This is a genomic window from Thermogemmatispora onikobensis (assembly GCF_001748285.1).
Lineage (GTDB): Bacteria > Chloroflexota > Ktedonobacteria > Ktedonobacterales > Ktedonobacteraceae > Thermogemmatispora > Thermogemmatispora onikobensis.
Window position 1 is genome coordinate 23,374 of the sequence record NZ_BDGT01000024.1, and the last position, 13,748, is coordinate 37,121.

The 13,748-nt window shown below is 63.1% G+C and carries 15 protein-coding genes; 12 read left to right on the forward strand and 3 right to left on the reverse strand.

Going from position 1 to position 13,748, the window contains the following annotated elements; all coding sequences use genetic code 11:
• Positions 1-15: 15 nt before the first annotated feature.
• The 12 genes from BGC09_RS23610 to BGC09_RS22890 all read left to right on the forward strand — a co-directional run bounded on the left by BGC09_RS23610 (position 16) and on the right by BGC09_RS22890 (position 10,523).
• The gene (locus BGC09_RS23610) at positions 16-120 is read left to right on the forward strand and encodes a DUF6893 family small protein (RefSeq protein WP_439959666.1); all 105 of its coding nucleotides are present in this window, start codon (positions 16-18) and stop codon (positions 118-120) included.
• A gap of 120 nt (positions 121-240) precedes the next feature.
• The gene (locus BGC09_RS11840; RefSeq protein WP_069804199.1) at positions 241-627 is read left to right on the forward strand and encodes a hydrogenase maturation nickel metallochaperone HypA/HybF; all 387 of its coding nucleotides are present in this window, start codon (positions 241-243) and stop codon (positions 625-627) included.
• Positions 628-639: 12 nt separating this feature from the next.
• Positions 640-1,347: a hydrogenase nickel incorporation protein HypB gene (hypB, locus tag BGC09_RS11845; protein ID WP_069804200.1), complete on the forward strand. Its 708-nt coding sequence runs from the start codon at positions 640-642 to the stop codon at positions 1,345-1,347.
• Positions 1,344-3,752, forward strand: coding sequence for a carbamoyltransferase HypF (gene hypF, locus BGC09_RS11850; RefSeq protein WP_218104035.1), 2,409 nt, complete (start codon positions 1,344-1,346; stop codon positions 3,750-3,752). Before hypB ends, hypF begins: the two co-directional genes overlap by 4 nt.
• 115 nt (positions 3,753-3,867) lie before the next feature.
• On the forward strand, positions 3,868-4,140 hold the full coding sequence (locus BGC09_RS11855; RefSeq protein WP_069804201.1) for a HypC/HybG/HupF family hydrogenase formation chaperone: 273 nt from the start codon (positions 3,868-3,870) through the stop codon (positions 4,138-4,140).
• A 26-nt stretch (positions 4,141-4,166) separates the two neighbouring features.
• Positions 4,167-4,778 carry a D-sedoheptulose-7-phosphate isomerase gene (locus tag BGC09_RS11860; RefSeq protein ID WP_069804202.1) on the forward strand — a complete coding sequence of 204 codons (612 nt, stop codon included), beginning with the start codon at positions 4,167-4,169 and terminating at the stop codon, positions 4,776-4,778.
• Positions 4,775-5,086: a HypC/HybG/HupF family hydrogenase formation chaperone gene (locus tag BGC09_RS11865; RefSeq protein ID WP_069804203.1), complete on the forward strand. Its 312-nt coding sequence runs from the start codon at positions 4,775-4,777 to the stop codon at positions 5,084-5,086. Before BGC09_RS11860 ends, BGC09_RS11865 begins: the two co-directional genes overlap by 4 nt.
• 48 nt (positions 5,087-5,134) lie before the next feature.
• A complete protein-coding gene (locus tag BGC09_RS11870; protein ID WP_069804204.1) occupies positions 5,135-5,857 on the forward strand; it encodes a D-sedoheptulose-7-phosphate isomerase in 723 nt (240 codons plus the stop codon).
• The gene (gene hypD / locus BGC09_RS11875) at positions 5,844-6,983 is read left to right on the forward strand and encodes a hydrogenase formation protein HypD (protein ID WP_069804205.1); all 1,140 of its coding nucleotides are present in this window, start codon (positions 5,844-5,846) and stop codon (positions 6,981-6,983) included. The genes BGC09_RS11870 and hypD overlap by 14 nt, the downstream gene beginning before the upstream one ends.
• A gap of 132 nt (positions 6,984-7,115) precedes the next feature.
• Entirely contained in the window at positions 7,116-8,234 is a 1,119-nt protein-coding gene (hypE, locus tag BGC09_RS11880) for a hydrogenase expression/formation protein HypE (RefSeq protein WP_069804206.1), read from the forward strand.
• Between the two features lie 212 nt (positions 8,235-8,446).
• Positions 8,447-9,370, forward strand: a complete 924-nt coding sequence (locus BGC09_RS11885) for a hypothetical protein (protein WP_069804207.1) — start codon at positions 8,447-8,449, stop codon at positions 9,368-9,370.
• Positions 9,371-9,494: 124 nt separating this feature from the next.
• Positions 9,495-10,523 (forward strand): hypothetical protein, encoded by a 1,029-nt coding sequence (locus BGC09_RS22890; RefSeq protein ID WP_069804208.1) that lies wholly within the window; start codon positions 9,495-9,497, stop codon positions 10,521-10,523.
• 231 nt (positions 10,524-10,754) lie between these two features.
• Here BGC09_RS22890 and BGC09_RS11895 read toward each other — a convergent pair whose 3' ends face one another.
• From BGC09_RS11895 to atpG, 3 genes are all read right to left on the reverse strand, one after another.
• Complete coding sequence (locus BGC09_RS11895; RefSeq protein ID WP_069804209.1) at positions 10,755-11,207, reverse strand: F0F1 ATP synthase subunit epsilon; 453 nt, start codon at positions 11,205-11,207, stop codon at positions 10,755-10,757.
• A gap of 1 nt (position 11,208) precedes the next feature.
• Entirely contained in the window at positions 11,209-12,627 is a 1,419-nt protein-coding gene (gene atpD / locus BGC09_RS11900) for a F0F1 ATP synthase subunit beta (RefSeq protein ID WP_069804210.1), read from the reverse strand.
• Positions 12,628-12,848: 221 nt separating this feature from the next.
• Positions 12,849-13,745 carry an ATP synthase F1 subunit gamma gene (gene atpG / locus BGC09_RS11905; RefSeq protein WP_069804211.1) on the reverse strand — a complete coding sequence of 299 codons (897 nt, stop codon included), beginning with the start codon at positions 13,743-13,745 and terminating at the stop codon, positions 12,849-12,851.
• Positions 13,746-13,748: the final 3 nt, after the last annotated feature.

The window sequence follows — 13,748 nt, forward strand, 5'->3', positions numbered from 1 at the left end:
AGGAGGCATCTACCGATGGTCAAATGGATCATGAGCGCCATTGTCCTGTCGCTGTTGTTACTTGTGCTCAGGCAGCAGCTTCCCGATATTCAGCGTTATTTGCGTATTCGCTCGATGTAGAGAGAGAAAGTGACTGTGCACAGACAGCGCCACCTGTGAGCAGGCGCGGAGAGGATGGCGGGGCAGCGCAAACACAGCCAGGCCCCGGGCGATCGAGACAGGCGAAAGGTGGGAGTGGCGATGCATGAGCTAGCGCTCGCTGAGAGCATCATCGAGGTGGTAGAGGCCAGGGCGGAAGAGTGCGGCGTACAGAGGGTGCGGACGGTGCATCTGCGTGTGGGCGAAGCCAGCGGCGTCCTGGTGGAGGCCCTGCAAACGGCCTTTGTCATGCTGGCTTCGCTCTCGCCCGCTCTGGCTGGGGCCCGGCTGGCGATCGAGATCGTCCCGCATCGGGCCTGGTGCGAGCCGTGCGCCCAGGCTTTCGCCGTCGTGGACTACATCGCTCGCTGTCCTGCCTGCGGCACCTGGTCCGCGCGCATCCTCTCGGGCACCGAGCTGCAGATTCTCGACATGGAGGTTGCGGCTGACAATGAGTCAGGAGGCCCGGGGCAGGAGAACAACGGATGAGGAGCGGTAGCTATGCCCAGAGTGACTATTGCCAGACACATCCTGGCGGCCAATGAGGAGGTTGCGGCAGAGGTGCGCCAACGGTTGGCGGCTGCTGGCGTGCGCTGCATCAACCTGATGAGTGGTCCGGGCGCAGGCAAGACGACCCTGCTTGAGCGCAGCGTCGCCCGGCTGCGTGGACGACTGGCCATAGGGGTGATCGAGGGGGATATTGAAACCAGCCTGGACGCTGAGCGCATGGAGGCCGCCGGGGCCCAGGTAGTACAAATCAATACGCGCGGCGCCTGTCATCTAGAAGCGCATATGGTGCGCGATGCTTTGGAGGCGCTTGATCTGCAGCGGCTCGACCTGCTCTTCATCGAGAATATCGGCAATCTGGTCTGTCCGGCGGCCTGGGAGCTGGGCGAGGACCTGCGGGCCGTGGTGGTCTGCACGACCGAGGGCGATGAGAAGCCGGCTAAGTATCCGCAGATCTTTGCCGCCGCCCAGGTGCTGGTGATCAATAAGCTGGATCTCTTGCCCTACGTGGACTATGATCCCGAGCGCGTGCGTGCTCAGGCGCTGGCCGTCAACCCAGGGCTGCAGATCTTCACGCTGAGCTGCCGCAGCGGCGCGGGACTCGACGCCTGGTGTGATTGGCTGCTCTCCTTCGCCGCTCGACCTCCTGCTGTTCCCGCTCAGGCAGCGCCAGTTAGCCAGGAGGAAGGAGCAGCGTCATGAGCGAGCACCTTTCCGGAGTCCAGGCCACGATGACAACCCGCCAGCGACAGCGCCTCTCGGTAATGGGCATTGTCCAGGGGGTAGGTTTTCGTCCCTTTGTCTACGGTCTGGCTCAGCGTCTGGGGCTGGCTGGCTTCGTGCTCAACGATAGCCGCGGGGTCACCATCGAGGTGGAAGGACCGGCAGAGGCCCTGACTCGCTTTCGCCAACTGCTGCTGGCCGAGGCGCCGACGCTGGCGCGTATCGAGAGAATCACGGTCGAGATGCTGCCACCCCGGCACGAGATGGCCTTTGTAATTGGGCAGAGTCAGGAGGGCCACGAGCGAACCACGCTGGTCTCCCCCGATATGGCCACCTGCGCTGATTGCCTGCGCGAGTTATTTGACCCAGCGGATCGTCGCTATCGCTACCCATTCATTAATTGCACTAATTGCGGGCCGCGTTTCACCATCATTCAAGATGTCCCCTACGATCGTGAGCAGACGACCATGCGCGTCTTCGTCATGTGTCCTGCCTGTCGGGCCGAGTACGAGGACCCGGCCAATCGGCGCTTTCATGCCCAGCCCAATGCCTGCCCGCGCTGTGGGCCGCGGGTCCAGCTAGAGCTGTGGACTGAGGGGGAGCTGGTCCTCGTGGCCAGCGGCCCAGAGGTCGAGGAGGCGACCCCCATTGAGCAGGTAGCTCGGCTGCTTACTCAGGGGGCGCTTCTGGCCATCAAGGGCCTGGGCGGCTATCATCTGGCCTGTGATGCCCTCAACGCCGTCGCTGTCCAGCGGCTGCGGCGACGCAAGCGTCGTGAAGCCAAACCCTTCGCCTTGATGGTACCCGATCTGGAAACGGCGCAGCGTCTCTGCTTTGTCAGCGAGGCCGAGGCGACCTTGTTACAGTCGCCGCGCCGGCCTATTGTCCTGCTTGAGCAGCGGCCTGCCTCTCCCATCGCGCCCGCCGTGGCCCCGGGCTACCGGACTCTGGGCCTCATGCTGCCCTATACCCCCTTGCATCATCTCCTGCTGCACGCCTTTGCCCAGGCCCTTCCCGCCGGGCGTCTGCCGGTGCTCGTCATGACGAGCGGCAACCTCAGTGAGGAACCGATCGCCTACCGCGACGATGAGGCGCGTCAGCGTCTGGCGGCCATTGCTGATGGCATGCTCAGCCACAACCGCGTCATCCACATGCGCTGCGACGACTCGGTCACGCGCCTGGTGGCTGGAGGCGAGCAACTCCTGCGCCGCTCGCGGGGGTATGTGCCGGAGCCGATCACGCTGGCCTTTGAGCTGCCGCGTCCGCTACTGGCCTGCGGGGGCCATCTCAAAAACACCTTCTGTCTGGGCAAAGGGCGGCAGGCGTTTGTCGGGCACCACATTGGCGATCTAGAGAACCTGGAGACCCTGGCCTCCTTCCGCGAGGGTATTCGCCATTTCCAGCGCCTCTTTGGCATCGCACCCGAGGCTGTGGCCTATGATCTGCATCCCGACTATCTGGCGACCCGCTATGCGCTGGACAGCGACATAGAGCTGCGCCTTGGCGTCCAGCATCACCATGCCCACATCGCCAGTGTCCTGGCCGAGCACGGCCTGAGTGGGCCGGTGATCGGCATTGCTGCCGACGGGACGGGCTACGGTACCGATGGGGCGATCTGGGGCTGTGAGATCCTGCTGGCCGATCTCTGCGGCTTCGAGCGCCTGGCCCATCTGGCCTATGTGCCGCTCCCTGGAGGAGAGCAGGCGGTCCGCCAGCCGTGGCGCATGGCGGCGGTCTATCTGGCGCAGACCTACGGCGAGCGCTTTCTCACCCTTGACATCCCCTTCGCGCGGCGTCTCGACCGCAGCACCTGGCGCATTCTGGCGCAGATGATCGCGCGCGGCCTCAACTCGCCGCTGACTTCCAGTCTGGGGCGCCTCTTCGATGCCGTCGCCGCCATCCTCGGCCTGCGCGACGAGGTGTTCTATGAAGGCCAGGCGGCCATCGAGCTGGAGATGCTCGCCAGCGCTGTGCCACCCGACGACCAGCCGTCTTATCCCTACGCTCTCCTGCGTCCTGGTCAGGGACCACTTCAGATAGACGTTTCTCCCCTGCTCACCGCGCTGGTCGATGATCTCCAGCGCGGCGGTGAAGTGGCGCGTCTGGCTCGTCGCTTTCATCGCTCGCTGGTGGTCATGTTCAGCGACCTTTGCCAGCGGATCAGGGAGCGCACTGGTCTCTCCCAGGTCGCACTCAGCGGCGGCGTCTTTCAGAACCGCCTGCTTCTGGAAGAACTGGTCAACGACTTGCAAGCCAACGGCTTTCACGTCTATCTCAATCGCCGTGTCCCCCCGAACGATGGCGGTTTGAGTCTGGGGCAACTGGCCGTCGCGGCGGCCCGCCTGGCGGCGGGGAGTGAATGCAGCTCTGTATCTGCAAAGTGAACCGGCGTGAGAACCGGGCCGGCCTTTGACAGCTGCCATCAGCCGCGCAGGCTCAGCGTGCACAGGAGCGCGACGTCCTGGTTGGTTGCCACAATCCAAGAGAGGAGCCAGTCCGATGTGTCTGGGAATTCCTGGTCAAGTGCTTGAAATCGTAGACGAGGCCAACTCGATTGCGCGTGTTGACGTCTCGGGCGTCAAGCGCAACGTCAGTGTTGCCCTGGTGCGCTCGGAAGGAATTGCCCCCGGCGACTGGGTGCTCATCCACGTCGGCTTTGCCATGAGCAAAATCGATGAAGTGGAGGCGCAGGAGACGCTCAAAGCGCTCCAGCTAATGGGGGACGTCTACACCGATGAGCTGAAGCTTCTGGGCTCCAGCCAGATCGAGTAGTGATGAGGGAGGAGGACGATCAGCGCATGTCTCCAGAGGCGCAAGAACCGCTTGAGGCCGTACTAGAGCGGCGCTTTGGCCTCAGTACCAGTCTACCGGCGCTCTTCTTTGAGCGCGAGGCGCCGCGCATCGCCGAAGCCTGCTGGGCGATGGCCCGCCGCTTTCATCAAGGTGGGCGCCTGCTGGCCTTTGGCAATGGGGCCTGGGCCTCCGACGCACAACACGTCTCGGTCGAATTCGTCCATCCGGTCATTGTCGGCAAGCGCGCTTTACCGGCTCTGGCCCTGACCAACGATAGTGCCACGCTCAGCGGCCTCATGGCTGGCGGACGGACTGACAGGCCCTTTAGCGAACAGCTGCGTGTCCTGGCGCGGCCCCAGGATATCGCCCTCGGCTTCTCGCCAGACGGGTGCTGTGCCAACGTCCTGGCCGCCCTGGCGCAGGCGCGGCAGATGGGCCTGCTCACCCTGGCAATGCTAGGCGGCGATGGAGGGTTGATCACTGCCGAGGCCGTCGACTATCGCTTTGTCGTGCCCGCCGACGATCCGCTGGTCATCCAGGAGGTCCATGAAACGCTCTATCACGTCCTCTGGGAACTGGTGCATGTCTTTTTCGAACACGAGGGGTTGCTGCAATGAAACCGGAATCCGAGCGCATCTCTCCCGCTCTGTCGCCAAGCGTGCCATTGCGACCGCTCTGTCAGCCCGATCCCGAAGGGCACTGTCCCACCTGTGCGGACGAGGCGGTGGCGGTGACGGTTCTCAGTGTCGACCAGGCCGCCGGCCTGGCCTGCGTCCGTCTGGGCCTGGGCGAGGCCCTGATCGACATCACCCTGCTTGGGGAGGTGCAGCCGGGTGAGCGCCTGCTTGTGCATGGCGGCGTTGCCCTGGAGCGGCTCGACGAGGCGGCGGAGCCGGCTCGTGAGGAGCACGGTCCCTCTGCCTGAGCTGTTCAGCCTGGGTCACCTTCACGAAGGAAAGCGAGCGAGCCAGCCATGAGCCATGACCTTGAGCATAGCGAGCCGGTCCAAGGCTCGGAGTACGATCGCCTCTTTTATCCCTATCTCTTTGCGGGTGGCAAGGTCAGTCTGGAGGAGGTCCTCAGCCAGGTCCGGCATTCCACCCTGGAGAAGTGCCGCGAGGTCATCGCCCTGCGTCAGGCGACCCTGGCCATCGCGCGCGAGGCGCTGCTGGCGGCGGCCCAGGCGATGGCCCGGGCCTTCGCTGCCGGGGCGACCCTGCTGGCCTTTGGCAATGGGGGCAGTACCACCGATGCCCAGGACCTGGTGACCGAGCTGCTCCATCCGCCCTTCTCTCACTGGCGGGCGCTGCCGGCCATTGCCCTCACCAACGACATCGCCGTCGTCACGGCGGTGGGCAACGATGTCGGCTTCGAGAATATCTTTACGCGCCAGGTCATCGCCTTCGGGCGACCCGGCGATATTGCCGTGGGCATCTCTACCAGCGGCAACTCGCTCAATGTCCTGCACGCCTTTGAGCAGGCCAAAAAACAGGGCTTGCTCACTGTGGGCCTGGCTGGCTACGACGGCGGCAAAACCAGGCGCTCGCCGGCGGTGGACTACTGTCTCGTCTCCCCCGGCGATCACATCCCGCGCATTCAGGAGGCGCAGGCCACTGTCTACCACGCCCTCATCGAGCTGGTGCAGGCCCTCTTAGCCGCACAGAAAGGGAGAGCTGACAGCGATGAAGTTCGTTGATGAGTATCGTGATCCTGATCTGGCCAAACGGATCGCCGCCGAGATCGCCCGCCTCAGCGACGGGCGCCCGCTCAAGTTCATGGAGGTCTGTGGTGGCCATACCCATACCATCTACAAGCACGGCATCGAGGACGTGCTCCCACGCAGCATTGACCTGGTGCATGGCCCCGGCTGCCCCGTCTGCGTCCTGCCGATGGGGCGCATCGATGATGCCATCGCCATTGCTCGCCTGGAAGGCGTCATCTTCACCACCTTCGGCGATATGATGCGCGTCCCGGGTTCGAAAGGCAGTCTGCTCGATGCCAAGGCCGAAGGGGCCGATGTGCGCTTCGTCTACTCGCCACTGGACGCCCTCAAGCTGGCGCGCCAGCATCCCGATCGCCAGGTGGTCTTCTTCGCCATCGGCTTCGAGACGACCGCGCCCTCGACGGCAGTGACCCTGCTGCGAGCCAGAGCCGAGGGGATCAAGAATTTTTCGGTCTTCTGCAATCATGTGACCATTATTCCAGCCATCAAAGCCATTCTCGACTCGCCCGGCCTGCGCCTGGACGGCTTCATTGGTCCAGGGCATGTCAGCATGGTCATCGGCATGCGTCCCTACACCTTCATCGCCCGCGACCATCACAAACCTGTCGTGATCGCTGGCTTCGAGCCACTCGACATTATCCAGGCCGTCTACCTGCTGGTCAAACAGATCAGTGAAGGACGGGCGGAGGTCGAGAACCAGTACACGCGCGTAGTGCGGCCCGAGGGCAATGTGCGGGCTTTGGAGGCGATGGCCCGCACAATGGAGCTGCGGCCCTTCTTCGAATGGCGCGGCCTCGGCTTCATCACCCACAGCGCCCTCAAGCTGCGGCCCGAGTTCGCCGACTGGGATGCCGAGCTGCGCTACGAAGTGCCGGGCCTGCGCGTGGCCGATCCCAAAGCCTGCCAGTGTGGCGAGGTCCTCAAGGGGGTGATCAAGCCCTGGGAATGCAAGGTCTTCGGCACGGCCTGTACCCCTGAGACCCCAATCGGGACCTGCATGGTCTCGCCGGAAGGAGCCTGCGCCGCCTACTACAACTATGGCCGCTTCTCGATGGCCGCCGAGCGCGACCACCTGCGCAGCCTCTCACAGACCCCCTAGACGGCAGCGAGGGCCAGACAGGCAACCCGGCCCTGATGAAGCGCACCAAACCCACGCAACCAGGCGAACCAGGGGAACAGGCACAGCAAGCTCCTCAATGACGAACGCAAGAAAGGAGGAAGGGAGAGAGCGATGGACGTCAAGCCCGGTTCTGAGCAGGAGGCGGCGCGGCTCGACGCGGTCCTGCAGAAAATGGAGCGCGTCCGGCAGGCGCGCCGACACAAGTTCTATTTGCGTGACGAGCGCATCACGCTCAGTCACGGCAGCGGTGGCAAGGCCACCCATAACCTGATTGAGGGCGTCTTTGCCCCGGCCTTCTCCAATCCACTGCTTGACGCGCTGGAGGATGCGGCGGTCTTCTCACTGGACGGCAGCGGTCTGCAGCTGGCCTTTACGACTGACACCTATGTGGTCAGTCCCCTCTTCTTTGCCGGCGGCGACATCGGCAAACTGGCCGTGCACGGCACCATCAACGATCTGGCGATGGCCGGGGCTCAACCGCTCTATCTATCAGCGAGCTTCATCCTGGAAGAGGGCTTTTCCATTGCGGAGCTGCGACGCATCGTCGCCTCCATGCAGGAGGCGGCCAGTCAGGCCGGGGTGGCCATCGTCACCGGCGACACAAAGGTCGTGCAGCGCGGCAAAGGGGATGGCGTCTTCATCAATACCGCCGGCGTCGGACTGCGACGTGCGCACTGGCCGCTCGGGCAGACCTGTCTGCAGCCGGGCGACGCTGTGCTCCTCAGCGGCAGTGCGGGCGACCACGGGATTGCCATCATGCTGGCGCGCGAGACCCTCGATATCGAAACCGATATCCAGAGCGATACGGCGCCGCTGCATACGCTGGTAGCGGCCTTGTTCGAGGCTCTTGGCGAGCGTGTGCATTGTCTGAAAGACCCGACCCGCGGCGGCGTGGCCACGGCCCTCAACGAAATGGCCCTGGCCTCCGAAGTGGCCATTGGCCTTGACGAGCAGGCGATCCCCGTGCATCCCGGAGTGCGTGGCGCCTGTGAGATCCTGGGACTCGACCCGCTCACCATTGCCAACGAGGGCAAGTTGCTGGCTGTGGTGGCCCCCGAAGCGGCAGAGCAGGCCCTGGCCGTCATGCGCGCACATCCTCTGGGACGAGAGGCGGCTATCATCGGCAGCGTCCAGGCCGAACCGCCCGGCATCGTCTTTCTGCGCACGGAGATCGGCGGTATGCGTGTCCTCGATATGCTCGTCGGTGATCCGCTCCCCCGCATCTGTTAAGTTTCTTCCTCTTCTGCTCCCCTCGAACACTCCAAGCGCTCGCCTGAAGCTAGAAGGTGAGCGCTATGCTCATTCCGGGAAGCCCTTCTCTACCTGTGAGCAGCCTCCTATATCATCAGAAGTCACAGATATTGAGCAATATAAATAGAGGGGGTCTGGCGTTTCTATTACGTAGAAAGCTCGCTGTCGTAATATGCTTGCAGGAGAACAACATGCTAGAATCATCGTTTCTATTGCCTGACAGGGGCCGAATCAGTACTTCTCAGCGGCAGAACCTCGTGAGGAGCTGGCTCGGCAAGCAGCTGCTGGGGCTACTGCTCGCTATGGGGTTACTCCTGGCCGGTGGGAGAGTGGCCCTGGCCGAGAGCGTCACTGTCAGCGACAGAGCAGGGGTCTTGGATGTGGCTCGTGTCAAGAGCGAGGGGGCGAAGTTACCCTATCCGTTGGAGGTCGATACGACCAACAGCTTCAGCGGCAGCCAGGCAGACTTTGAGGGCTATGCGCGTGGACGGGTGAGTGCAGCCGAGCTGCTAATTGTGATTGCCATCGACACGGTCCATCGCTGGGTCTATATTGAGTCGGGCAATGCGGTCCCGCTCTCAGATAGCGAGGCGGAGGATGCCTACACGGCCTTCAAGGAGCACTACCGCGATGGGAGCTACACGGGGGCAACGCTGGCGGCCATCCAGTCGCTGGAAGAGAGCCTGACCGGGCTGACCGAGACTTCATCGCCTGATGGATCGTCAGGTAGCGTCAATCAAGGCTTTGATTGGACACGGGTGGTCTGGCCTGGCTGTTTCTGTATCTCTACTGTCGCCATTTTCTTCTTAGCCGTTGGGGCTGCTGCCAATGAGGATGCAGCTCGGCAGCGTAGGAGGTATCGAGGAGGTAAATCCAGCACTGGCTTTGGGAGAAGCAGCTATGGAGGAGGCTTCAGCGGCACTGGAGGAGGAGCCGGTTGGGGCTTCAGCGACAGCGGTGGGAGTGCAGGAGGGAGCTTCAGCGACAGCGGTGGGAGTGCAGGAGGGAGCTTCAGCGACAGCGGTGGGAGTGCAGGAGGGAGCTTCAGCGACAGCGGTGGGAGTGCAGGAGGGAGCTTCAGCGACAGCGGTGGAGGAGCTGGCGGGAGCTTTTAGTTGGGCAGTGTGGATAGGGCCGAACCTTGCTGTCAACCCCGGCCCTAGATCATCCGTATAAATAGCGTGGCATGGAGCAACAAAGTGCGCCATGATAGGGCAAAAAGAGGAGGGGAACGTATTCATGATTCTCACACAAGCACCATCTAGTGGGCCAGATGCTGATCAGCAAAGGGGGCCGTTCCGGTCTGCTCGCCCTCGTAGGTTCAGTGTACTGCGGCCACTACTGGCGCTACTACTCGCCGGCTTCCTGCTCATGCTGACCAGCGCAGCTGCCCTGGCCGATAGCGTGACCATCAGTGATGGGGCCGGCGTTCTTGATAAAGGTCGCGTCCAAAGCGAAGCGGCAAAACTGCCCTACCCCATCGCTATCTATACGACCAACTCCTTCACTGGCAGCCAGTCCGACTTTGAGGCGCGCACACAAAGCCATGTCACCAACTCGCGTCTCATTGTCATTGCTATCGATACTGTTCATCACTGGATGTACATCAAGTCTGGCTCGCAGGTGCCGCTTTCCAACAGCGCCGCCCAAGACGCCTACAATGCCTTCAAAGACAACTACAACAATGGGGACTATACCGGGGCCACGCTAGCGGCGATTCGCTCGCTAGAGGACTCGCTGGCAGCGGCGCGTAGCGGTGAAGGAGGCTCACCAGCCAGCTCCGGGGCTGGCGGTCTCCTATCGGGGGGTCTGGGCACGCTCTGCTGTCTTGGTCTGTTGGTCTTGATCATCGGGGGAATCATCTTCGCTGTCGTCCGGCGGCGCTCTGGCCAGAGCTGGGGTTGGGGGCGCAGGAATGTCCCCTACGAACCGACGCCTCCCGGGGGCTACCCGTACCAGGGTCCCTATCAGGGAGGGTATCCTCCTAACTATTACCCACCCAACCAGGGCGGGGGCATGAATCCCTGGGCTGCCGGTGGCCTCGGTGCCCTCGGTGGCGGCCTGATTGGCTACGAGCTTGGCAAGATGGCTGGTGAGGGAGAGGCCCAACATCATGAAGCTGGCTTCGCCGGTGATCCCGGCCCGGGTGGGGGCGGAGACTTTGGGGGCGGCGGAGACTTCGGTGGAGGAGCTGGCGGAGACTTTGGGGGCGGTGGAGACTTTGGGGGCGGTGGAGACTTCGGCGGTGGCGATGGCGGCAGCTTCTAAACTCTCTCTGTGCGACCCCATCTCATGAGGTCGCCCTGATCAGCGATCGGCGAACAAGCCAGAGTCAACAAAACAACAATAACAACAACAACAACAACAACAAAGGAGAACGCCAGCCGATGGCGTTCTCCTTGTGCTTAAGGACAACGTCCTTGTCTACGAGCGGCTTCCGCTGACACAGCACCTTGATGAAGGTGAAGGGCCAGCGCTCCCAGATGAAGCGGAAGAGGGCTACTCTTCCTCGCCTGTGCTCGGGCGAATACGCCGGGTATGGCGGCGACGCGCTAGCTCTGCCACGCGCAGGCGGCTCACCGCCTGCTCCAAGGCCGCCTGTAGCTCGGCGCGCTCCACATCCGTCTGCGCCTGCTCCAGACGCTCCAGGGCCTGGCGGCGGGCCTCCTGAGCACGGGCCTCATCGATCTCCTCAGCGTGCTCAGCGGCATCGGCCAGCACCGTCACCTGATCCTCGAAGACCTCCAGGAAGCCGCCGGAGACGAAGATCGGCTCCTCGGCCTCTCCCAGACGGATCAGCAGCTCGCCCGGTGCCAGCACTGCCAGGAGCGGCGCATGGCGCGGCAGAATGCCCAGGCGTCCTTCCGTGCCCGGAGCATTCACCTGGTCCGCCTCTCCACTGTAGAGCGCCCGCTCGGCGGTCACCACCTCAACGTGCAGTCTTCCAGCCATATTAGAGAGACCTCTGCTCCTGCTCGTGACGCTCGATCACCTCATCGATCGTCCCCGCCATGTAGAAATGCTCCTCGCGGATATGATCGTATTTTCCCTCAAGGATGCCCTTGAAGCCGCGCACCGTCTCCTTGAGCGGCACGTACTTCCCGGGGCGGCCCGTAAAGACCTCGGCCACGAACATCGGCTGCGAGCAGAAGCGCTGGATCTTGCGCGCACGCGAAACAATCAGCTTATCCTCCTCGGACAGCTCATCGACGCCCATAATGGCGATGATATCCTGCAGATCCTTATAGCGCTGCAGCACGCGCTGCACGCCGCGAGCCGTATCATAGTGCTCCTGACCCACGAACTGCGGATCAAGCACGCGGCTGGTTGAAGCCAGAGGATCAACCGCCGGGAAGATGGCCTGTTCGAAGATCGCGCGGTCGAGCACGATCGTCGAATCCAGGTGAGCGAAGGTCGTCGCCGGAGCCGGATCGGTGTAGTCGTCCGCCGGCACGTAGACCGCCTGCATCGACGTAATCGAGCCGCGCGTCGTCGAAGTGATGCGCTCCTGCAGCTCGCCCATCTCCTCCGCCAGGTTCGGCTGATAGCCCACCGCCGAGGGCATACGCCCGAGCAGAGCGGACACCTCAGAACCGGCCTGTGTGAAGCGGAAGATATTATCGATGAAGAGCAGCACGTCTTTCCCTTCCTCGTCGCGGAAATACTCCGCGATCGTCAGGCCGGTCAAGGCCACGCGCAAGCGTGCCCCAGGTGGCTCATTCATCTGGCCGAAGACCATCGCCAGGCGGTCGATCACGCCGGCCTCCTGCATCTCATGGTAGAGATCGTTCCCCTCGCGCGTGCGCTCTCCAACGCCAGCGAAGACGCTATAGCCGCCGTGGGCCTTGGCCACGTTATTGATCAGCTCCTGGATGATCACCGTCTTACCCACGCCGGCACCGCCGAAGGCGCCAACCTTACCACCGCGCATGAAAGGACAGATCAGATCGATCACCTTCAGGCCAGTCTCGAAGACCTGCACCTCCTTCGCCTGCTCCTCCAGGCTCGGAGGAGGACGATGGATCGGTAGACGCGGCACATCAGCCACTGGCGGCTTATTGTCGATTGGCTGACCGAGCACATTGAAGATGCGCCCCAACGTCTTGGGGCCGACCGGGACCGAGATGGGCTGGCCACGATCGATGACCTCCAGGCCGCGCTGCAGACCATCGGTCGGTCCCATCGCCACGCAGCGCACCCAGTTATTGCCCAGGTGCTGCTCCACCTCCAGCGACAGCTCCTGATCGGAGCCCTCGGGGCGGACTACCAGCTCATTGTAGATAGGAGGCAGCTGCTCGGGGGGAAACTCCACATCGACCACGGCCCCGAGCACCTGAACAACCCTCCCCTTGGCAAGTGTCTTTGTCGTCATGTATCTCTTCGCCTCCTGCGGAAGCCTTGACAACGCAGTCGCTCACTACCAGCAAGGCGCGTCAGCCTGCTCGCAAGCCTGCTGCATCCATCCCGCTTCCGTTCAGCGTTCGTTTCGTTACAGACTATTACGTGTCCCTGATAGAAACCGTTGCCCACAGCAACGGACAGGCTCGCGCCGGGTGGCCATGACCGACCGACCAGGCGCGAAGGCTGACTACACTACAGCTCGCCTGCGCCGGCCACCACCTCAAGAATCTGCGTCGTAATGCTGGCCTGGCGGGCCTTGTTGTAGGCCAGCGTCAAATCATCGACCAGCTCGTTGGCATTGTCGGTAGCGTTCTTCATCGCCACCATACGTGCCGACTCCTCGCTTGCCCGCGCCTCAAGCAAGGCCAGATAGACCTGGACATCCACATAGCGCGGCAGCAAAGCCTCGAAGATGGCCCCCGGGTCCGGCTCGTAGATATAGTCAATGCGCTGACGCTCGCTGCTCCCCTCACTTCGCGGCGGCTGCACCGGCAGCAGCTGGATCGCCACCGGCTGCTGCGAGGTCGTGCTCACAAAGCGGGCGTAGACCAGGTAGACGACGTCCACCTCGCCGCTCAGGAACGCATCCATTGCCACCTGAGCCACCGCCGACGCATCGTTCATCGAAGGGTTATCACTCAGCTGTGTAAACTCGGCCAGCAAGTGCTGCTGCGTCCGCACAACGAAGTCGCGCCCCTTGCGGCCAATAGCCACGAATGAGACAGCCGGACGCTGTCCCTCGGCCCGCTGCACCTCTTCCTGAATCTCCAGCGCCGTCGAAGCCGCTTTACGGTTAATATTGCTCGGCAGCGCGCCGCAGAAGCCGCGGTTAGGCGAGATCACAATGAGGCCGACACGCTTCACCGGACGGCTGCGTAGCAAGGCCAGCTCACTGCCCAGATCCTCGCCGGCCACCGTCGCCAGGCGTGACACCAGCTCTCGAATCTGCTCCGCATAAGGGCGCGCCCGCTGGACCCGCTCCTGCGCGCGCCGCATGCGGCTGCTGGCGATCATCTGGAAGGTGCGCGTAATCTGAGCAATATTCTTGACCGTCCTGATGCGCCGCCGAATCTCGCGGGTTGATGGCATAGC